The 19,283-nt window shown below is 64.3% G+C and carries 20 protein-coding genes; 3 read left to right on the top strand and 17 right to left on the bottom strand.

The window, feature by feature from the left end; translation table 11 throughout:
* Positions 1–65 precede the first annotated feature (65 nt).
* The 4 genes from ACFO0C_RS48690 to ACFO0C_RS48675 all read right to left on the bottom strand — a co-directional run bounded on the left by ACFO0C_RS48690 (position 66) and on the right by ACFO0C_RS48675 (position 3,174).
* The gene (locus tag ACFO0C_RS48690) at positions 66–779 is read right to left on the bottom strand and encodes a DUF2637 domain-containing protein (protein ID WP_378073781.1); all 714 of its coding nucleotides are present in this window, start codon (positions 777–779) and stop codon (positions 66–68) included.
* Positions 776–2,182, bottom strand: a complete 1,407-nt coding sequence (locus tag ACFO0C_RS48685) for an FtsK/SpoIIIE domain-containing protein (protein ID WP_378073779.1) — start codon at positions 2,180–2,182, stop codon at positions 776–778. Before ACFO0C_RS48685 ends, ACFO0C_RS48690 begins: the two co-directional genes overlap by 4 nt.
* 223 nt (positions 2,183–2,405) lie before the next feature.
* Positions 2,406–2,615: a hypothetical protein gene (locus ACFO0C_RS48680; RefSeq protein WP_378073778.1), complete on the bottom strand. Its 210-nt coding sequence runs from the start codon at positions 2,613–2,615 to the stop codon at positions 2,406–2,408.
* Positions 2,616–2,754: 139 nt separating this feature from the next.
* Positions 2,755–3,174: a hypothetical protein gene (locus ACFO0C_RS48675; RefSeq protein WP_378073777.1), complete on the bottom strand. Its 420-nt coding sequence runs from the start codon at positions 3,172–3,174 to the stop codon at positions 2,755–2,757.
* A gap of 969 nt (positions 3,175–4,143) precedes the next feature.
* Here ACFO0C_RS48675 and ACFO0C_RS48670 point away from each other — a divergent pair.
* The gene (locus tag ACFO0C_RS48670) at positions 4,144–5,160 is read left to right on the top strand and encodes a serine/threonine-protein kinase (RefSeq protein ID WP_378073776.1); all 1,017 of its coding nucleotides are present in this window, start codon (positions 4,144–4,146) and stop codon (positions 5,158–5,160) included.
* A 59-nt stretch (positions 5,161–5,219) separates the two neighbouring features.
* Here the strand turns inward: ACFO0C_RS48670 and ACFO0C_RS48665 are convergent, their stop codons facing one another.
* From ACFO0C_RS48665 to ACFO0C_RS48655, 3 genes are all read right to left on the bottom strand, one after another.
* The gene (locus ACFO0C_RS48665) at positions 5,220–5,945 is read right to left on the bottom strand and encodes a GntR family transcriptional regulator (protein ID WP_378073775.1); all 726 of its coding nucleotides are present in this window, start codon (positions 5,943–5,945) and stop codon (positions 5,220–5,222) included.
* An 83-nt stretch (positions 5,946–6,028) separates the two neighbouring features.
* On the bottom strand, positions 6,029–6,304 hold the full coding sequence (locus ACFO0C_RS48660) for a hypothetical protein (RefSeq protein ID WP_378073774.1): 276 nt from the start codon (positions 6,302–6,304) through the stop codon (positions 6,029–6,031).
* Positions 6,301–6,549: a hypothetical protein gene (locus ACFO0C_RS48655; protein WP_378073773.1), complete on the bottom strand. Its 249-nt coding sequence runs from the start codon at positions 6,547–6,549 to the stop codon at positions 6,301–6,303. The genes ACFO0C_RS48660 and ACFO0C_RS48655 overlap by 4 nt, the downstream gene beginning before the upstream one ends.
* Before the next feature lie 348 nt (positions 6,550–6,897).
* On the opposite strand from ACFO0C_RS48655, the gene ACFO0C_RS48650 reads away from it, so the two are divergent.
* A complete protein-coding gene (locus tag ACFO0C_RS48650) occupies positions 6,898–8,124 on the top strand; it encodes a helix-turn-helix domain-containing protein (RefSeq protein ID WP_378073772.1) in 1,227 nt (408 codons plus the stop codon).
* A 24-nt stretch (positions 8,125–8,148) separates the two neighbouring features.
* Positions 8,149–8,619: an NUDIX domain-containing protein gene (locus ACFO0C_RS48645; RefSeq protein ID WP_378073771.1), complete on the top strand. Its 471-nt coding sequence runs from the start codon at positions 8,149–8,151 to the stop codon at positions 8,617–8,619.
* A 53-nt stretch (positions 8,620–8,672) separates the two neighbouring features.
* On the opposite strand, the gene ACFO0C_RS48640 is transcribed toward ACFO0C_RS48645, so the two are convergent.
* From ACFO0C_RS48640 to ACFO0C_RS48595, 10 genes are all read right to left on the bottom strand, one after another.
* On the bottom strand, positions 8,673–10,535 hold the full coding sequence (locus ACFO0C_RS48640) for a hypothetical protein (protein WP_378073770.1): 1,863 nt from the start codon (positions 10,533–10,535) through the stop codon (positions 8,673–8,675).
* A 161-nt stretch (positions 10,536–10,696) separates the two neighbouring features.
* Positions 10,697–11,179: a hypothetical protein gene (locus tag ACFO0C_RS48635; protein WP_378073769.1), complete on the bottom strand. Its 483-nt coding sequence runs from the start codon at positions 11,177–11,179 to the stop codon at positions 10,697–10,699.
* A complete protein-coding gene (locus ACFO0C_RS48630) occupies positions 11,169–12,011 on the bottom strand; it encodes a hypothetical protein (RefSeq protein WP_378073768.1) in 843 nt (280 codons plus the stop codon). The genes ACFO0C_RS48635 and ACFO0C_RS48630 overlap by 11 nt, the downstream gene beginning before the upstream one ends.
* A gap of 232 nt (positions 12,012–12,243) precedes the next feature.
* Positions 12,244–14,118 carry an IS481 family transposase gene (locus ACFO0C_RS48625; protein WP_378073767.1) on the bottom strand — a complete coding sequence of 625 codons (1,875 nt, stop codon included), beginning with the start codon at positions 14,116–14,118 and terminating at the stop codon, positions 12,244–12,246.
* A 197-nt stretch (positions 14,119–14,315) separates the two neighbouring features.
* Positions 14,316–14,594: a hypothetical protein gene (locus ACFO0C_RS48620; protein ID WP_378073765.1), complete on the bottom strand. Its 279-nt coding sequence runs from the start codon at positions 14,592–14,594 to the stop codon at positions 14,316–14,318.
* A 185-nt stretch (positions 14,595–14,779) separates the two neighbouring features.
* Positions 14,780–15,448 (bottom strand): hypothetical protein, encoded by a 669-nt coding sequence (locus ACFO0C_RS48615; protein ID WP_378073763.1) that lies wholly within the window; start codon positions 15,446–15,448, stop codon positions 14,780–14,782.
* An 855-nt stretch (positions 15,449–16,303) separates the two neighbouring features.
* On the bottom strand, positions 16,304–16,786 hold the full coding sequence (locus ACFO0C_RS48610) for a hypothetical protein (protein ID WP_378073762.1): 483 nt from the start codon (positions 16,784–16,786) through the stop codon (positions 16,304–16,306).
* 237 nt (positions 16,787–17,023) lie between these two features.
* Positions 17,024–17,473, bottom strand: a complete 450-nt coding sequence (locus ACFO0C_RS48605) for a hypothetical protein (RefSeq protein WP_378073760.1) — start codon at positions 17,471–17,473, stop codon at positions 17,024–17,026.
* A 50-nt stretch (positions 17,474–17,523) separates the two neighbouring features.
* Positions 17,524–18,084, bottom strand: coding sequence for a TetR/AcrR family transcriptional regulator (locus tag ACFO0C_RS48600; RefSeq protein ID WP_378073758.1), 561 nt, complete (start codon positions 18,082–18,084; stop codon positions 17,524–17,526).
* Positions 18,085–18,087: 3 nt separating this feature from the next.
* A complete protein-coding gene (locus tag ACFO0C_RS48595) occupies positions 18,088–19,281 on the bottom strand; it encodes a glycosyltransferase (RefSeq protein WP_378073757.1) in 1,194 nt (397 codons plus the stop codon).
* Positions 19,282–19,283 lie beyond the last annotated feature (2 nt).

Genomic DNA, 19,283 nt, shown 5'->3' with positions numbered 1-19,283 from the left:
CCGGGCCGCGCGGGAACCGGGACGAGGCTCGACGAGGGTCAGCGTGGGCTTTGGAGCTGGGTCGGTCACAGTGCGGCCTCACGGGGTCGAGTCGGGAACGCGGTCGCCGGGACGGGCACCAGGACAGGACGAGGTCGGGTCGGCACCTCGCCGGCCTTCTGCTCGGGCGGTCCCAGGAGCGGTGTCTGTTGGACCGGCGTGTCCCGAGCCAGGGCGGAATGCTCGGCCAGCGCAGCCGGGGCGATCGGCATTGCTGGGATCGTCGGCGCCGCCGTCGTCATCGGGCTCACTGGCGCGACCTGAGCAGCGGACGCTGGCCGCGCTTGTGCGACCGGAGTAGCCGCCGGCCCAGCCGCGGTGACCGTTGTCGCCGGGACCGCCGGAGCTGATGGTGCCGCCGTGGTGGTCGGCGCACCGGCCAGGACGAGCTTGGACAGGCCGAGGAAGGCCAAGGCCGGGACGGCGGAGAGCAGCCAGCCGGACGGACCCGGCTTGGCGACGGCGAGCTGAGCGGACAGGGACAGGCCCGCGGCACAGACGAGCAGGAACATCGGGTAGCCGACCGAGCCGCCGGTCCGGCGGCGCTGCCGGATCACCAGCAGCGCCGCCATCGGGATCAGTTCGGAGATCACCGCGTTTGCCCAGCCGAACCACTCCCCCGTACCCGCCGGGGAGTTGGCCATCGTCCAGTCCTTGACGTGGGTGAACGACGCGGCGCCCGCGAAGCCGCCGACCGTGAGCAGGATGGCGACGAGGAGTGCGCCCTCAATGCGCTTCATCGGTCACCGCCGCGGGCGTAGGTGGCGGCCAGCTCGGTGACGTCGTCGTCATCGAGGTAGGAGAAGCGGACCCGGACCGGTTCACGGACGCCGTCGAGGACGACGTAGCCGACGCCGGCCGACGTCTCCGGGATCAGGTCGCACACCGCTCCCCTGTCCCGCGCGCCGTCGCCGAGGACCATGTCGGCCTGCTCCGGTTCGGTCATCCGCAGCGCGATCCGGGTCGGGAACAGGTCGCGGAACGGCAGGACGTCCTTGCGCGGGTCTTGCAAGGCGGCGATCACGTGGATGCCGACCGCGCGGCCTTGGGAAAGCAGCAGGCCCAGCGACTCGCGGATGCGGTCGCGGACCTTCCGGTCGGTCAAGTAGGCGGTCAGTGCCGCCAGCTCGTCGACGACCACCACGATCAGCGGCTCGTCGACGGTCGGGGTGTGTTGGCGGGTTACGCCCCGGAGGCGGTTCGCCCGCTGGCGCATGCGCTTGACGGCCTCCTCCAGGACGCCGGCCATGCTGTCCGGGTCCTCGTAGGCGAACCGGGTGAACAGCGGGGCGCCGGCGGCCAGTTCCATGCCGCCCTTCGGGTCGAACGCCCACACCTCGACCAGGCCGGACGCGATCCCACCGGCCAGTGAGCGCAGCATCGACCAGATCACCGAGCCCTTGCCGGAGTTGGTGGCACCGGCGATCAGGACATGCGAACCGGTCAGCCTCATGTGGTAGGCGGTGCCGTCTTCGCGTACGCCCAGGTTGAGGTTGGAAAGGTCCGGCGCAGCCGGGACCGGAAGGTGTCGCACCGTGCCGGTCAGCGGATCGCGACGGGCGAAGTACAACACCACGCGGTCGGGTCGGTTGGTGGTGTAGGCCCGCGCCTCACGAAGCTGGAAGGTGTACGCCAGACGCGGCGCAGCCTTCGCCCAGTCGTCAGGGTGCTGGCCGGGCAGCAGGCGGACCGTCACCCGGTCGCCCCAGCGGTTCGAGCGGACGCCGAGCAGGCGAGGCACCCAGCGGTCGCCGCCGTGCACGCCGACCAGGCCGCACGCGGTCATGGCCGGAGTCCAGCCACGGCGGTAAATCCACAGGCGCCGGATCTGGGCGACTGCCGGGTACCAGCCGAATCGCAGCCAGGACACCGGGTGCAGTCGCCACCAGGTGACACCAACGGCGACGAGGCCGACGAAGACGCCCAGGAGCACCGGCCAGCCGTGCGTTTCGGCGAGCCACCAGGACACGGCGACAGGGCCGGTGATCCACCAGTATCGGGCCGCCAGCACGACTGTGCGGAACGTGCCCCGGGCCAGCCACACGACGAGGAGCAGCCAGCCCGGGATCCGCCACACCGGCAAACGGGTGTTCAGCGGAGCGGTGGGGATCTTCTCCCCCGGGATCACGTTGATCAGCGGCATTCGCGCCACCCCCGACCGGTCCGGGCCGGACGGCCCAGCGACCGAACGCACGACCGGCACGCCATGTGCCGCCGGTCGAAACGGCGAGGGGCTACCCACGAGACGCACCAGGGACACAGGTACGCCTTGACCACGCCCAGCCCGGAACGGCCGGTGACCTGGTGAAGCAGCAGAGTGAGCCTGACCTGGACGCGGCCACGGCGAGGATCGGGGCGGCGGGCGTTCATGCCGCACCTCCGGTCCGGATCCGAGTCGCCCGATCGCGGGCCACAGTCGCCAGCTCGGCCGCTTCCGGCACGGTGACGGCGACCCTGTCCAACAGGTCGGCCTTGCGGTCGAACCAGTCGGCCCGGTCAGCAGCCGGGGTCGACAGGTCCGGCATGCTGCCCAGCAGGGCGGACAGCTCGGCGGAGACGGTGGTCAGGTCGGTCATGACGGCCGCCGCCGGGCAGCCTAACTACGGTGGGCACCAGGCCCTCCTTCGCATGTCGAGGGGTTGAGGGGTCGCCGCGCGGGACGGGCCGGGACTCTTGGCGGGGAAACGGCCCGCCCGCGCATCCAGCGAGAAGCCGTCAAGCGGCAGCGCCGACGACGGCGGGACGAATGGCAGTCGCGCGCAGCGAGTACGCCATCCGGGACTTGCAGGGGCCAGCGCCCTTGCAGCGCTGAGAGTCGACGTACGGCGTGAGCGTGAGCCCGTCGAACTCGATGGCCGGCGGGTAACCCGGCACGGCCGACGCCGGCGGGACCGGCTGATGCGGCGCACAGATCTTGACCTTGACCTCGGTGGTACGGCCAAACTTGCCCGCAGCCGGGTCGAGGTCGAGCACTCGGACCACCCAGACCCGTTCGCCGGTCTCCTTGTCGCGGACCTGGTTGTCGGGATCGCTGCGGCGCTCGAAGTCGACCGCAGCCTCCACACCGAGGCAGAGCACACCCGCCGGAAAGACATAGTCGAACGGGACAGGCACCTTCAACGTCAGCGGAACCATCCGGACCTAACCTCCTGATCGAACGGACATCAACCTGACGTCCGCTTATGCTTACAAGTTAAGTCAGCATGTAAGCATAAGCAACGGCAGATGTCCAATCTTCAGATAGCGCAACGATCAGCTACGGTCAGTTCGGCTTTGAGCGGAGCCCACACAGCCGTTGCGCAAAGCCGGAGAACACGGGAGTTATGGCAACACACGGCGTCACGCTCAGCGGCCAACACAGGCGCTCCATAGACACGCCGGGTGCAGAACCACCGATCCGTGACAGATCAGCGCAATGAACCTGGCCTTATCAACTCTTGGCTCTCACGCCTAAGCCAGTTTCCAGTAATACCGCCGCCGCCTCAGAGACCAGCATTGCGTGCGCCCGCATCTCGACAATACCAATCGCGGATAAGATAGGAGATTTCCTATTTCCGCCGATGATCAGCTAGCCGCCATGTAGCCTTACTTGGCCACTTCATTGCAGTAGCCCAACCGATTCGATACTTGATAACTGCCTGGAGTATAACTGTGTTGCGCATTTTAGGCGTTAAATGCACTAAGAACTCTTTAGATTGGGCGATCCTTGAAGGCACGGATCGGGCTTCGGCCACCGTCCTTGAATCAGGTCACGCAACCGCTCCCGAGGGGAGCCGAGGTGACGAATTGACTTGGGTCCGCAAGGAGATCATAGAAATTCTCGGAAAGCATGAGCTAAACGCGACAGCAATCCGCGCCGCCGAAGCGGGAGGACAAGGCAATTCTCTGCCGCGCGCAGAAGTTGAGGGAGTGGTGCAGGAGGCCATTGCATCGAAGGGGCTCGACTGTCGGAGGGTTCTTGCAGTTACCCTTCGGGGCGCATTCTCCGCAAGAAGATCTGCCGATCTTGAGCAAGCATTGACTCAGTTCCCCCTAGTGACGCAAACAGCAAAATCTCGCCGCGACCCCGTAACTGCGGCGCTAACTCTCTTGGACACATAGACTATGTATAAGCGTTTGCGAGTTCTTGGATCGGGCTACTTCGGAGAGGTATGGCTGGAGGAGGACCTTGCCTTGAGGCGTCTATGCGCAGCGAAGTATCTAAACGGGCCCGGCTCCTCCGGGCTTGTTGACCCCTTCGCTGAGGCCCGAAGCATGTTGCAGTCCAAACATGAGCACGTCGTCGACATCTACTCTGCCGAACTGGAGGGCTCGGTTCCTGTAATCAGAATGGAATACCTGTCGTCTGGCAGTATCGAGGACAAGAACCACGGAACGCCACTGGCGATAAAGCATGCAATTTCCGCTGCCGAAGACGCTTGCCGCGGCCTAGAATTTCTCCATTCGAAAGGCCTTCTTCACCGCGATTTGAAACCAGCCAACCTTATGTTGACCGCGAAGGGCTCAGTGAAGGTTTCGGATTTTGGCCTTGCGTGCGAGAAAGGCCAGGCAGCATTCGCACCAATAGGCTATGCGCCGCATTTACCGCCGGAATGCTTCCCCGATCCGCAATATATCGAGAGCGTTGGCGGCGACATCTACGCGATGGGCGTAACTCTATATCGAATGCTTAATGGAGACGGCTTTCTGTTTGCCATCGCGACAGTCGATAATGACGAGCTTGCACGACTAATCCAAACCGGAGCCTTGCCGCCGAGGGATGAATTTGCGCCGCACATCCATAAGAGCCTTCGCCGTGTAGCGATAAAGGCACTGCACATAGACCCTACAAAACGATTCCAATCTGCCAGCGACATGCGCCACGCCTTGGAAGCTGCTCGCCCTAAAGTATCTTGGCGAATGACTACCAGCGACACATGGGAGGGGATCAGCACTGTAGGTGTTGAATGGCGGGCTGGAGTGGAGAATAGCAAGCGTGGACTAGGCTTCTTCTTGAAGCGCAGGACTCCCGGCAAGAACTTTCGGTCGGTCACGGCCGACTGCGCTCAGTTCACATCTAGGGCGAACGCGTTGGATCACGCGGCAGCCGTTTTGCAAAGAGTAGCTGTCAGCGGTCGTTGATGAATCGGATTCTCTCAACATGTGCCCCCATCGGCATATTCGGAAGGCACGCCCCTGGGTCAGGATAGGGGGTAAGAGTCCTCGATCTCGTGGCGGCTTCCTGGCATCACGATTCGCGACGTCAGGATCGGAACGCCCGACGACTGATGTGCAGTGATGACCACGGTGAGGACAGCCTCGTCGACTGGCACCTCCAAGGCAGCTGCCTCTGCGTCTTCGACCCGACGTGCAGTCAGGCGCTCGGTCGCGTAGTCGGCACGCAGACTCTTCTTGGCCCTGATGTGCGCAAGGAGGCTGCCGGTGATCGGCTCGGGGCGGATCACGTCGGTGCCGACGGCGATGTCCACTGGCACGAACGTCGAGACCAGGTCGATCGGGCCAGACGGTGAGACGGTGCGCCGGCGCCGCTCGTAGACCGGTGTTCCTTCTGGGATGCCGAGTGCGGTCGAGACCCAGGGAACGGCTAGTACCGGGCCGACATGCAGGATCTCTGTCTCGGCCGTCTCGTCCAGGTCGATCGCGTCGCGGGCGTACTGCGGTGAGCTGCGCTCGGATGGCGGGCGCCCGCGTACGAAGCTGCCCTTGCCTTGCTGGGATTCGATCCAGCCGTCTTGCTTGAGGATGCCCAGCGCCTTCAGCACTGTCGGGCGGGACACGTCGAACTCGGAGCACAGCTGGCTCTCGGACGGCAGGCCGGCGCCGGGAGTGTAGGTCCCGTCCTCGATACGGCCGCGCAGCGTGTTCAGCACACGCAGGTACTTCGGCGTCGGAATCTCGTACGCCATTGGGATCCACCCACCAGGCTCAATAGATCACAGCATGTTATTACAGGACCATAAGCCCTGTAAGGACGACTGAACAAGACGGCTCAGTCGGTCGGGCTCTCGACACCCGTTGCGTTCTTCAGCCAGCCGGACCAGACCTTCGGGGTGCCGACTTGTTCCGGACGTGAGGCGCCGGGCCAGCGGCGAGGCAGGCAGCCGTAGCGGCCGAACACCCGCAACGCGACCCGGCGGAGGCTGCACGGGTCCTCTTCGCCGCAGACGGCGCATCGGCTGTCAGCGCTCGGTGCGGTGTGCCGGTCGAGCTGCTCCTGGGCGTAGTCGAGTTGCTCCTGGATAGCAGCGGTCAGGAAGACGGTCATCGGCTGTTCCCCGTTCTTGGTCCGCCGGGCCGGACGCAGCGAAGTCCGTCCGTTCGTACGAAGATCTCCCGGCGCTCTTTGGCGTTTCCGGCTTCGTCCAGGACGTAGCCGGTGAGCCACGTCCACCCGACGTAGGTCGGTTGCCGGCTTACTGAAATCACCCGGAAGACCAGGCCCCGCCCGGCGGCGAACTGCACCGAGGCGTGCTTGTCGACGATCAGGACGTCACCCGGGCGCGGAGTCACAGGTCCTCCCAGCGGGTTGAAAGGGCACCGAGGCGGGCGGGCATGCGTGGTCGCCGGCACCCGCCCCGGTGCCGGCCTACGAGGCTGTCGCCGCTGTCGTGCCGCGCCCACCGCAGTCCATGCAGGACCGGCGAGCAGGAACACGCGCCTCCTGGCACGACTGCGCCACCATCCGCAGAGCGGTCCGGTGGGTCGTGTACTTCCCGCCAACGCCAGCACACGAACGGCAGGCGGAGGGCGAGACGGAAGCGGCGGAAACGGTCATGGAGACAGGCTGTGGCCAAAACCTCCCGAGAACCCGGAAAATCATTCCGGGGTAGCCGATCTCGCATCGGGGAAGGTCAACGCATGCGTGGCATGAACATGAATCTGACGATCGGCGAGCGAGTCGCCTGGTACCGCCGCCGTCGCGGCCTGTCGCAGGAAGTCCTCGCCGGACTCATCGGCCGGACCGCGGACTGGCTCGGCAAGATCGAGAACAACCGGATCGAGCTGGACCGGCTTTCGGTCATCAAGTCCCTCGCCGACGTCCTGGACGTCTCGCTCGGCGACCTGCTCGCGGAGCCGTCGCTCGTCGAGTGGAGCACGGAGAGCGGCATGGAGACGGTGCCAGCTCTGCGGGCGGCGCTCATGAAGTATCGGGCCATCACCTCGCTCGGCACTCCCGGCGCTGAGGCGACGGCGCCGGACCTAGACGAGCTCCGGCAGGAGACGGCCAAGCTGTGGACCGCCTACCAGGCATCCCGATTCGGGTACGTCACGGGGCAGCTGCCTGGACTCCTCGGCCGGGCGCAGGCCGCCGCCGATTCACTCGACGGCCGCGCTCAGGAAGAGGCCCGTGGACTTCTGGGCCTGACCTACCAACTGGCAGCCACCCAGCTCACGAAGCTCGGCGAGACCGATCTCGCCTGGATCGCGGCTGATCGCGGGCTGTCCGTCGTGCGGCCCGTCGGAGACCCGGCCATCACCGGGTCGCTGTTCCGGTCTGTCAGCCACGCTCTCCTGTCGACCGGCCGATACCAGGACGCCGTCCGACTCACCACCGACGCCGCCGACTACCTGGACCAGCACCTCACTGACGCCGGGCCGGAGCTGCTGTCCGTATACGGGACGCTGCTGCTCGGCGGCTCGGTCGCCGCCGCCAGGGCAAACGACGCCGGTACGGCCCGGACCTTCCTCACAGCCGCTGATGAGGCCGCGGTACGGGTCGGCAAGGACGCCAACTACCTGTGGACGGCATTCGGACCGACCAACGTCGCAATCCACCGGGTCGCCACCGCCGGCGAACTCGGAAACGTCCAAGTCGCGATCGACCTCGGGCCGAGCCTCGACACCGCCGGCTTGCCGATGGAGCGCCGTGTCCGTCACGCCCTGGAGGTGTCACGGGCGTACGGAGCATGGAACCGCCAGGACGAAGCGCTGTCCGTACTACTCGACGCCGAGCAGATGGCACCCGAGCAAGTCCGGCATCACTACCTCGGTCGCCAGCTCGTACTTACCTGGGTCAGGCAGCAGCGCGGCAAGCCCTCGTCCAAGTTGGTTACCTTGGCGCGCCGGCTCCACGTGCTGGACTGATCCACTCCCCCTACGCTGCTCGATGTGACGACATCCGAGATCCCGGCAATGGCTAAACCACGCGTGGCAGCCGGAGCACTCCTCTTCAACGACGCTGGGCATGTCCTACTGGTCAAACCTACTTACAAAGCCGGTTGGGACATACCCGGCGGATACGTTGAACCCCATGAGTCGCCACGGGCGGCATGCATCCGTGAGATTCAAGAAGAGCTAGGGATCACTCCCACCATCGCTGGACTGCTAGTCGTCGACTGGGCTCCGACGGAAAAGGAGGGCGACAAAATACTGTTCGTCTTCGACGCTGGCAAAATCACCATGGAACAACTAGCAAATATCAAGTTTCTAGATGGAGAAATCTCCGAGTGGAGGATAATTCATCCCAATGCGCTTGGTGAATATACTCCGCAGCGTCTTACCAGACGCCTACGCACAGCTATCGAAGCTAAGGAACGAGGACTTTCCTCGTACGCCGAACACGGAGAGGGCATGCCTTAACCAGCAGATCAACAAAAGCCGCACCGCCCATCTCGACATCTGGCAGCACAAGATTACTCCTCCACAGGCTGCAGCAGGTATCCAGCGACATTATGCATCCTTACGGGGACCCCGGCCAACATTTGCGAGAGCGTTTCGCTCCTCTCCGACGTAGCCAGCAGAACCTGCCCTCCTCGTGCATGCTGTGAGGCGCGTCGCAGGAGCGCAGCGAATGAAACATCCTTGGCACTCTGTTGCCGCGGTTCATCGAATACCAGGAGTCCCGGATGATTCGTCTCGAATCTCCGGCCAATTTCCAACAAACCTATCAGATAAGCCCAGATCACTCGAATGGAGTCCGAGGCCGAGATGTCCGCTTGCAGATCGAAGTCGTCACGCCTAGGTAAGTAGTCATCATCCGACAATCGCAGACGTTCATCTGAAAAAGATCCGAAGTCATATTCTTGGAGCTGTTTGACGAAGGACAGGCGAAGCGCCTCTAGCTTCGTTCGGTCTACCTCAGTCAATCGATCTTTGGGCAGAGATGCTAGCTCAATTCTCAAAGCATCAGCGGCACTAGCCAGGCGTACGAGCGCGGCTTGCAGTACCTCAAAATCCTCGAGAACTCGTTCAGCCGCCTCAACCCGTTGACGCAGCAGCACACGAGCTGCAACCTCCTCCTCCGATGGAACATCATTCGGCGACACGAGGTCGGAACGCAGACGACGGATTAATGCGCGAGTCTCGGAGGCCTCAGTCCGAAGTCCAGCAAGTTGCTCACGCTTGGCTTCAAGTGAGCGTCGGCTGTCGCGCTCCATTGCAGCAAATAGTTCCGTTTGCTGCTTAATGTAGTTTATGGAGTCCTGAATCGACATCAGATGAGTCGACTGATCTCCAAGAAGCGACCCTGGAAGTGTCTGGTGACACACTGGGCAATCGCTTTGTAAGTCCGCCGTTGTGTGAGAGCCAAGGCGCTCGAGTGTCGCTACATCCTGGTACTGACGCAAATCATCTTCCAGCGCTGCTAGACGGCCCTCGATAGCGGTCAACTCATCTTGGTCGCGAAGAATCTCGTCACGGATAATGGCCCCGTCCTCCTGGATTCGAGTGGATTTGTCAAGGGCCGCTTGGAGTTGCTGCTCAATGAGTTGAGAGATCTGCCCGACTGCTCGAACATTTCGCGCGCTAGCCGACTTAAGTTCCAGCCGCATTCGCCGCAATTTTTCCAACACTGGAATCCATCCTGCCCCATCCGCAGAAAGCAATTCTGCTCGGCCGTCCGGCGTCCATCCAGCCTTGATCTGCTTCGGAATACCTTCAAGCGTGATGCCACTTCCTGATGCCCGATCAACAAATCGTTGACGCTCCGTAGTCCATTGGCTTTCCAACCCACGCAGGTTCGCTTGGAGTTCCTGTCTCCTCAAATCAAGGCCGCCGACTTCTAGCGCAAGAAGGAATTCGATTGCCCGCTTACGCACATCCGGCACCGCCGAGAAGTAAGGCATCTGCGATTGAATTCCTGCCCAACCACGTTTCTGTTCGACAAACAGGAGAGGGAAAACCTGCTCCATGTATAGCGGCGCAGTCCGGCCATCTCGGGCCGAAAGTTCGGGAAGTCTCCAGCCTATGAACTGAGCAAGCCAGTTGTGGAATCCTCGTGGGCTCGTTACAGAGCCTGCCCTACCCACAAAGAAGTCGTCATATGGAAGTATCGCTGAGGTGGTTAGCGCTGGACCATGTTGAACCCTGATTACTCCATCAGTAATGGTTGGGTGCTTCACCCACCTGGTCAGTGTCGCCACATCACCGTTTCCGTTAGAAATTTCTAAGGAAACCCAGGACTGCTGAACAGGAGTCTCGGCTTTGGTAATCGGATCATAGATTAGGGTGTCTCGCATCGCCGCAGTCACCAGACTGCTGGCCTTAGCCGTAATCATCCGCTCAAGCCCGAGCGCTAGCAAGATACTGCGGACAGCCGTCGATTTTCCCCTGGAGTTCTCGGCTCGGATTACAACTAATCCTTCACCTAGAGGAATGTCGGCTCCAAATACCCCCCGCGGGGTCATTGCTCTCAATCGAAGAAAATCAAGCCGTAGACTCATTCGCTGCGCCACTCAAGAAGAAGATCAATCCGCGATTGCGTGATCTTACCGGAAAGTTTCATTAGCCTCTTCTTTTCGGGCGCGAGCACAGGCGTGCGGGAGATTTCCTGCGCTCGCTCCTTACCAAGGGCCGTTAAACCAACTGTCCGACCGCTGTCGAAGGTGACGTAGCCCAACCCAACAGCAAGATCAATAGCCCGATCAAGCATCGGCTCAATTCTTACAATCGGCATATGCGGAACATGACCGCCACCGATTACGATGGATAGCACTTCCATACGCGCGTCGCTTTGGATTGCCCAATTTAGAACCTGCAGCCCTTTCCAGTGCAACCTGGATGCTCTGCATTTCAACAAGATCAACAAAAGCAGTGGAACCCTCAGTTGAGGACGGGTCGCTGGCGCCGCAGGGACAGGCCGAGGCCTGAACGCGAAGCCCATATCAAGGAGGGCTTCCAGGTCATCGAGTTCAGAATCCATCGACATGCCTAAGCTCAAGAGGGCACTCCATAAGCCAACCTCCGACCTGCCCTCTGGCAATGAGGTTGGCATCGTCATATCGAAGGCCGCCTGCAGCAGCCAGCAACTCTCCGCGATACTGATTAATCAAATCTCTGATTCTAGTCTTAGCGGAATCCGAACTCAGCTCGTTATCGAATTCAATCTCTTCCTGGCGCGCCACACGTCGCCGCTCCACCGCTTCCCAGGTATGCGGCCAAGATTTCAAGGAAACCATAAGCTGCTCTTTACGCAGAAAATCACGGACAAACATTCTGCGCAACCCGTCAGGATTCCGGATCTCGCTCCGCATCACCGCAAGCTTCTCTCCGAGAACATGGACAAGCTGCGGCTCATTACTGTGGAAACTTTCCACCTCCTCATCGTCCACAGAGGCGGCTGGTAATAGTGCTTCAGCCGCCCGATCCGCCAAAGCCGCACTAAGCTCCGCTGGATAATCGACCGGTGTTTTGATCCCAATTATGAAGTTCGGATCAATGAAAGGGATGCCCCAGCCTTTTACCACATCGGCACGCTTATTTGCATGAGTGATTAGCTCAGCGGCATGGTATTCCGGGACGCCCAAAATGTAAGCCTTGATTTTGGTTTGACCTAGCACCTCAGTCAAACGCTGCTGATACTTTTGGATCTTAAGAGTATCCCTATTCAGTTTGGCAATCTGCTTGTCAGTTCTATGCCTAAGCGTTAAGGAATCGCGATCCGCGTAACATTGATACGCGATGCCGTCGCGGGAATACCCTTCAATACCACAGTCGCCACCCATGTCAGCTGGGATGAAGACCAGGTCTTGCACTGAGTATCGCCTTCGAAGCAGCCCAAAGAACCGCTGCTCAAAGTCATTGCCAGGATCTACCGCTGGGCGACTGGCTAGCACATCCGTAGTCATATTGTGACTCAAAGTACAGGATGCCCTATTGAGGCGCTAGAGCTTCGTCCGAACATCGCGCTCCACCTGAACAAAAGAAGATTGTGACCCGACAACTGATGTGCGACGCGGATCCGCCAGGTGATGCGCGACAGGTGGTCTAGGAAATTTGGGTAGCGATCCGCGGTCGCTGGCCCTTGATGCTACGGACCGGTTGGCTGTTGGTGCGTCGCACGACTTTGACGTCGCCGTCGTCGAGCTCGATGGCGAGGGTGGTGTCGGAGACGTTCACGGTCAGGGTGCGGTGGCGGTAGTGCCGGCCGAGGGCGATCTTCTGGCCGACGACCATGATCACGCCGCTGTTGGAGGCCCGTCGCTGGACCCGGATCGGCTCGGCCGACGGGCGTGGCGGTGGTCCGGCCGGGCGCGCGCCACGCAGCCGTTTGACCTGGTCCGGGGTCAGCGGGTTGGCGCGGGTGCGCAGCAGCTCGCGGGTGTCGAGGTCGTAGAACATCAGGGTGGCCGGCTCGATCCGGATCCCCACCCGGCGGCCGCCGAGGATCTCCGCGGCCAGGACGATGTGCTGGCCCAGCGAGACACAGCCGTTGCGGCTGACGCTGCGTTCGACCTCGACGGCGTCACCCTCGGCGATCGGTGGCAGTGGTGACGGCCCGGCCGGGACGGCGCCCTGAGCGACGAGTGTGGCCAGGTCAGTGACGCTCAGATGGGATCGGACGGTCTTGATTCGGACTCCGGCGATCATGACGTGGATCAGGTCGCAGTCGGCCCAGATCCGGGTCACGGTCCCGGCTCGGGCGGTGCCCATCCAGAACTGCCGCTGGCACACCATCATGTTGCCCGAGGCCGGTACCACCCGGTCGAACTCGACCGGGCCACCGCAGTAGGCCACCGGGATCGGCACCGGAGCCGGATCGGCCTGTTCGGCTTCGGCTGGCTCCGGGGCGGGGACCGGGGCCAGGGTGGCGGGCAGCCACAGGTCCAGCAGTCCTTGCTGATCGGCGGGTGCCGGCTGGAACCGGTCGCCGGGAGTGACCGGCGTTTTGATGTCCAGGCCCTGGTGGGGCCGGTCGGTGTTGTAGTGGCGCACGTAGTCGTCGACCGCGGCCTGGGCGTCGGCCACGCTCACGAACGGGCCGGCGGTGTCGAGCAGTTCCGGGCGCAGGGTGCCGTGGAAACGTTCGACCTTGCCGTTCTGGTTCGGTGAGGCCGGTGCGGTGAGCCGGTGCGTGATCCCGTTCTTGCGGCAGATCTTGTCGAACAGGACCTCGCCGGTGCGGGGCCGGTACTTGCCGAACCGGTCGGTGAACTGCTTGCCGTTGTCGGTGATGATCTCCTCGGGGACGCCGAACCGGGACAATGCCTCTGCCAGCGCCAGACACACCGCCCGCGCGGTCGCCCGTTCGACGACCTTGGCGATCACACAGAACCGGGAATGGTCGTCGACCGCGGTGACCAGCTTCGCTTCCCGCAACACGCCGGTGGCCGGGTCGACCAGGCGGACACCGCCGACGATGTCCATCTGCCACAACTGCATCGCCGCCGGTCGTTCCCACCGCACGAACGAGTCCTTGGCCCGCTTGCGGGGCCGGGACCGCAGCAGACCCTGCCGCTGCAGGATCCGGTCGATGGTCCGCTCTGACGGCACCGCAAGGTCCCCGCGGAACCACGGCCCCGGACCGCGCAGCATCTCCAGCCGGATCCGCCGTGACCCCCACCGCGGATGCTGCCGGCGCATCTCCGCCACCACGACCTCGACCGCGTCCTCGACCTGAGCCGGCGACGAATGCGGCCGATGCGACCGATCCACCAGCCCGGCCAGCTGCTCACTCAGATAACGACCCATCCACCGGTGAACCGTCGACCGGTGCACCCCCACGCTGGCAGCGACTTCGGTGACATCCGCACCCGCCAGCACCGCACGAACCGCGTCCAAACGCTGCTCGACAACCGACAAGACAACCAGAGCCAATCCCGGCCTCCCGAAGCACAGACGCCCCGCGGAGACGTCGAGCACAGGGTGCCGAAACAGACCGCTGTCGCAGATCACCTGGCGAACGCGTGTCGCACATCAGTCGACGGAGGACAATGAACAAAAGAAGATTCGTTGCCGAAACGATCTCTTTCGGATCAAGGCGCCGCGCAAGCGCGGCGCGGCCGGTCGCGCTCGGCCTGCTGGCGGGCTCCGCCCGGCATCGGCCGGCGCACCGGCCACTACTCAGGCGTACGAAAGAAGCCCTGACTTGGTTGCCGCCGCCTCAGCCAGACGGAGGCGCCGTAGTCACGAGCGGCCCGAAAGAGGATTTCAAGTGCAGGCTCATCACCGGCCAGCGCGTGTTCCAGGGGAAGGCGCCACGTCTTCGAGTAGGTGTCGAAACCGGCGCCACTCGACCTGATCAGAGCTGTCTGCTGATCAAACTCCGGCCCGTCGATCGCCTTCGACGAGATGATCAGGTCGAACTGAACCGGCTCACTTCCATCGTCAGTCGTCACCTCTCGGACGCTACGTGTGGCGTCGGAAGATCCACAGCGATCTGCCTGCTTGGCGCGCATGCTGCCAATGGCGGAGGTTCACATTGACCGCTCCGCGGCCATGAGGCAAGGCGTACCGCGCGCTCGGCCGTGGCGGCTCCCGCATGAATCCGACCTGGGCCGCCCTTGAACGCCTTTGCCGCAGGTCAGATGAGGCGTGCTGTCGTGACTGGCACAGGGTGCATGCCGCTGCCCGAGTACCGCCACTGGACGAGCTGCACCTCATCGACGACGACGGTGGCGATGTCGTGGTCGCGGCGCTCCGTTATCCAGGTGATGAGCTGTTCGGGGTGCTGAATGGCATCCGCGAAGTGGAGCAAGTTCAGGTACCAGAAGTCTCGGAGGATGCCGCGGTTGTTCTCATACCAGCCGTTCTCACCGAGCGCGCTGGTGTAGGCGTCGGCGAGCCGGTCCGCCTGTTCGTCGACCGGTACCGCGTGAGCCATCACCGACCCTGGCGTCAGGGTCAGCCCAACGACATCGAATCTCAGCGGCCCGACTTGGGCGGCCGCCACGGCGAGCGCATGGGCGTACCGGTTCATGAGGACGTCATCGGATGCGATCGTTTCCCGCCAGGGTTCCAACGTGCGCATGGTCAGATGCACGCTGTCCTTCGCGCCGGTTATCCACTGACGACCGCCAGCGATGCTGGCCGCCTCATGCGCCGTACGGGCCAGGTTCTCGGCCGATGCCGGGTCGGGGCGGAGCAGAACCGATAGGCCCCAGCGTGGTGCTCCCTCGACCGGTGGGGTCTGAATGCCGTGCTTGCCGGCTGACACCGCGGCCTGCCCGTCGACGAACAGTCGATCGAGCATCCGGCGACCCACTGCCCGCGACTCCGTTCCAGCACCCACGAATCACTACCTCCGAAGATCATCGATACGAACGGCTCACGAAGGTACATTGCTGCCGCACGCCGGATGGTCACCGTGAAGTTGCTGCCGCGCCGCTTCGCGGCTTGCCACCGGCTCGGGTGGTCACCGTGAGCGGGACGTTGCCGCGACGGTCGAGCACCGCGGACCATGCCAGGAGCGTGCCATCTCTCCATGCCATTAGCGGTCTCCAGCGGTCATGATCGGGTAGTCGGGCAGGGCCTCTGAGCAGGCAATTCGGGCGGATCATGACAGGTCGCAGCGATCTTCCAAACTGATTACGCGAGTTCGATTCTCGTCGCCCGCTCCAACATGAAGGCCCAGGTCAGCGGTGGTTTCGCTGGTCTGGGCCTTCGTCATTCACCCACCCGGATGATCTTGCGTGCCATTAGGAGTCCCGGTTCGCATCCTGCCTGCGCTTGCCGAGCTTGGCGCCGCCTTCTGTCGGCTTGCTGCGCTCCGCGCTTGCCGGGGCTTCGTTCCCTTGACGATCCGCTTGTGTGTGCTCGCGGCGATCTTGCGGTACCGCTCATGCCTCGCGTGCTGATAGCTCAACGCCACACGCATGCTCGCGTGACCCATCCGGAGCATCAGCTCACGGGCGCTGGCGCCACGATGTTGCTGCCGATGTGCCGGAGATTGCAGCGACCGTGATCAACGCCACGTATCGGGCGGCATCTGCTCGGCGAACGCGAGCACTCGGGCGACCGGGTGCTCCGGGGTAGTCCCGGCCCTGACCGGGGACGGCACGGATTGTGCTCAAGACCTCGTTCTCACGCTCAACCGTGTTGAGGTTCGCTATCCCGGCGGATCCAGCAGTGCGGGTGTGAAGCATGCCGCCCAGGTCAGAGCGAAGAGAAGATCGACGTTCGACGGCATGCACAACCACACCGCCAGACCACGGGGGCGTGTGCCCGGCGCAGCTCGGTCGCACGAAGCGTCCACCCGGTTCTCCAAGGCCGACGAAAGCGTCCACCGGGCTCCGCTGGCGATGCCGGCACCGGCGGCGAGCATGCTGATACCGACCAATGTCGCTTCCGGAACCGCCGTGAAGGAGGCCAGAGACGGCACTCCTCTCCGTACCAACGTCATGGCCGCGAACAGCAGCACCGATACGGTGCACGTGAACACCCAGGCGACCGCTCGTACCGCGTTCGCGGTCTCCATGCCACCCGAGTCGACCGGACCGCGCCGCACATCCTGCCGGAAATCATCCACGCTGGTGCGTCGTTCCGGTGGCTCACCACGATTGAGCCAGAACCTCAACATCACCGGCGCCACCAGGTACGCGACCCAGCCACCGAAATCCCGCAACGGTGGTCCGGGAGGCCGGGGAGGCCTGCGTGCCCACTCAGGAATCTCCACGCCGCCTCCACGCCGCACCCGAATGATCACCACACCGCGGTACGGGCCCGATCTCGATCATTCATCGACATGCGAGCGCTACCAGACGGGTTGTACCTGGCCAGGTCAAGACAGCGCCACGCGAGTGGCCCAGGAACGGATCGATAGGCGAGCCTAGGCGCGATTCAGGAGGTGGATGTCGCCGCCGCGGACCATCCAGTCGTCCCAGTAGCCGAGTCGGCCGCACGCGACACAGCGGCTGGTGATGGCGAGTGCCCGGATGCCGTCGCCGCCTTCGTAGAGCGAATAGCCGACCGCGATGTTGAAGTCCTCTTCGTCGTCGTCCCCATCGCACTCGCAGACCATGACGCCGGTTCTGCTCTCGTCCCAGTAGTCGCCGCTGTCTGCGATGAAATGCTCCTGGCCGCACCCACGGCACAGACGTTTCGCCGTGTTCTCCGTGAGGTCGCCGTGCAGACCGAACACGTGGCCGCCGCACGACGCGCACTCGCACAGCCGGACCTCGTGCACCTCGTAGCCCTCGGCGCCCTCCGCCTTCGCGTATTCGACGAGGTCGGCGAAGTCCTGGCCGAACTCCCAGTCGTCGCCGTGATGGGTTGCCACGGCGACGATCCCATCACGGCGACTCCGAATCCGGAACGCCTCGGCAAGCGTCACACCCGGCGGCACAGGGCGTCGACCAGCCGGTGCACCTCCGGGCCGGCCGGGGCCGTCACGAAACTGGTCAAGCGATGCATGATCAAACCCTCGACTGCGGCCAGCAGGGTCTCCGCGGTGGCCGTCGCCTGTGGCACATCGAACGACCGCAACACCTGGGCCGTCCAGTCGACGAGCAGACGCCGATCGGCGTTCAGCGACTCGAGCAGGTCCGGCTGCACCACTCCCTGCACAAAAATCACATACCGGGCGATCGTACGGATACGCGCGGCTCCGGTGGCGTCATCGACGAAGCGGGCGTACATATCGGCGAGTTGAGCCGGATGGTGGGGCGGGCCGGCGGCCAGCGTGGCCTCCCAGTCGGCGGCGTCGAGCTCGCGCAGCCGGACCACCGCCGACTCCACGAGCGCGGCCCTGGTGCGGAAATAGTTGGACGTGGAACCGGCCGGCAGCCCGGCGGTCGCGTCGACGCGCGCGTGGCTCAGAGCGTGCAAGCCGCCTGTGCCGAGCACCTGAAGGGCCGCGTCGGTCACGCGGACGGCGGTGGCGGAGGGCACGGCTCACTGTACCGAGCGACCCAGCCGGCGGACCTGCTCCACCGCGGCGGCCAGGCCGTCCTCCGCGGCGAGCCGGTCGGCCACCCGCGCGGCACCCGGACGGTAGGCGTCCGCTGCCTCGATCGCCTCGGCGAGCCGCCCGGCGCTGAGCCGGCGCAGCGGCACCGGTGCCGGTCCGGCGCGCAGGTCGGTGACCCGGTGTGCCCAGAACGGCTGGTCCGCGGTGAACGGCACGGTGACGGCCGGGACTCCGGCGCGCAGCGCGGCCGCCGTGGTGCCCGCTCCCGCGTGGTGCACCACGACGGATACCCGCGGAAACAGTTCGGCGTGCGGTTCGTCGCCGACCACCAGGATGTCGGCGCGGGTGGTGGACAGGTCGGCGGCACCGCGCTGCACGACGATCCGCCGCGGGCCGAGCCGGGCGAGGGCCTCTTCTACGACGTCGGGTACGCCCGGCGCGACCATGCTGCCGAAGCCGAGGAAGACCGGTGGCTCGCCGGCGTCGAGGAAGTCCCGCAGCCGTGGGGAGAGCCCCGCCCCGGGCCGCGGCCACCAGTAACCGGTCATCGGCCGGTGTGCGGGCCAGTCCGCCGGTGCCGGCACCACGTGTGAGCTGAAGCCGTAGAGCACCGGCCAACGATCGCGGTCCATCCGGCGGAACATCGCCGCCGGGGTCAACGGCGGCAGCCCGAGTCGACGCCGGAACTCGGCAGCGGGCCGGGCGAAGGGCGCTTGACCCAGCAGGCGGAACGCGCGTGCGGTGTGCAGATTGGCCCAGCCACCCAGCGAGCGGGTGGTCACCAGCGGCGGCGGGAACGCCGTCGTCGGTTCGAGCGGCTGGAGGAAGGCGCCCATGCTCGCGGCGCCGGTCGCCTCGGCGACGTGGTAGCCGAGCCAGCCCATCGGGGCGAGCAGCAGCAGATCCGCGTCGCGCGCGGCCGCGGCGATCGCCTGGCCCAGGTCGAGCCAGCGGGCGGCGAGCAGCCGGGCGAGCCGCGACGCGGTCAACGGCTCGTCGGCGGGCAGGTCGACCGGCAGTGCGGCGAAGTCGAGCCCGGCCTCCAGCACGTGGCGGCGCAGCGACTCGTGGGTCGCGATACGCACCCGGTCGCCGGTGGCCGCCAGCGCCGCGCCGAGGGATGCGTACGGCACCACATCGCCCCTGGTACCCAGCGTGATGATCACGATCTGCGTCATGT

The sequence above is a fragment of the Actinoplanes subglobosus genome (assembly GCF_042650585.1).
In the GTDB taxonomy this organism is placed as follows: Bacteria; Actinomycetota; Actinomycetes; order Mycobacteriales; family Micromonosporaceae; genus Actinoplanes; species Actinoplanes subglobosus.
The sequence above is the reverse complement of the archived record's forward strand: the minus strand, read 5'-3'. Positions and strand labels throughout refer to the sequence as shown.

Coding starts and splice junctions, on each gene's coding strand:
- ACFO0C_RS48635 (WP_378073769.1), bottom strand. CDS start 11,179: ATGGATTCTGAACTCGATGACCTGGAAGCCCTCCTTGATATGGGCTTC.
- ACFO0C_RS48680 (WP_378073778.1), bottom strand. CDS start 2,615: ATGACCGACCTGACCACCGTCTCCGCCGAGCTGTCCGCCCTGCTGGGC.
- ACFO0C_RS48640 (WP_378073770.1), bottom strand. CDS start 10,535: ATGATTACGGCTAAGGCCAGCAGTCTGGTGACTGCGGCGATGCGAGAC.
- ACFO0C_RS48670 (WP_378073776.1), top strand. CDS start 4,144: ATGTATAAGCGTTTGCGAGTTCTTGGATCGGGCTACTTCGGAGAGGTA.
- ACFO0C_RS48660 (WP_378073774.1), bottom strand. CDS start 6,304: ATGACCGTCTTCCTGACCGCTGCTATCCAGGAGCAACTCGACTACGCC.
- ACFO0C_RS48650 (WP_378073772.1), top strand. CDS start 6,898: ATGCGTGGCATGAACATGAATCTGACGATCGGCGAGCGAGTCGCCTGG.
- ACFO0C_RS48675 (WP_378073777.1), bottom strand. CDS start 3,174: ATGGTTCCGCTGACGTTGAAGGTGCCTGTCCCGTTCGACTATGTCTTT.
- ACFO0C_RS48595 (WP_378073757.1), bottom strand. CDS start 19,281: ATGACGCAGATCGTGATCATCACGCTGGGTACCAGGGGCGATGTGGTG.
- ACFO0C_RS48690 (WP_378073781.1), bottom strand. CDS start 779: ATGAAGCGCATTGAGGGCGCACTCCTCGTCGCCATCCTGCTCACGGTC.
- ACFO0C_RS48665 (WP_378073775.1), bottom strand. CDS start 5,945: ATGGCGTACGAGATTCCGACGCCGAAGTACCTGCGTGTGCTGAACACG.
- ACFO0C_RS48685 (WP_378073779.1), bottom strand. CDS start 2,182: ATGCCGCTGATCAACGTGATCCCGGGGGAGAAGATCCCCACCGCTCCG.
- ACFO0C_RS48615 (WP_378073763.1), bottom strand. CDS start 15,448: ATGCTCGATCGACTGTTCGTCGACGGGCAGGCCGCGGTGTCAGCCGGC.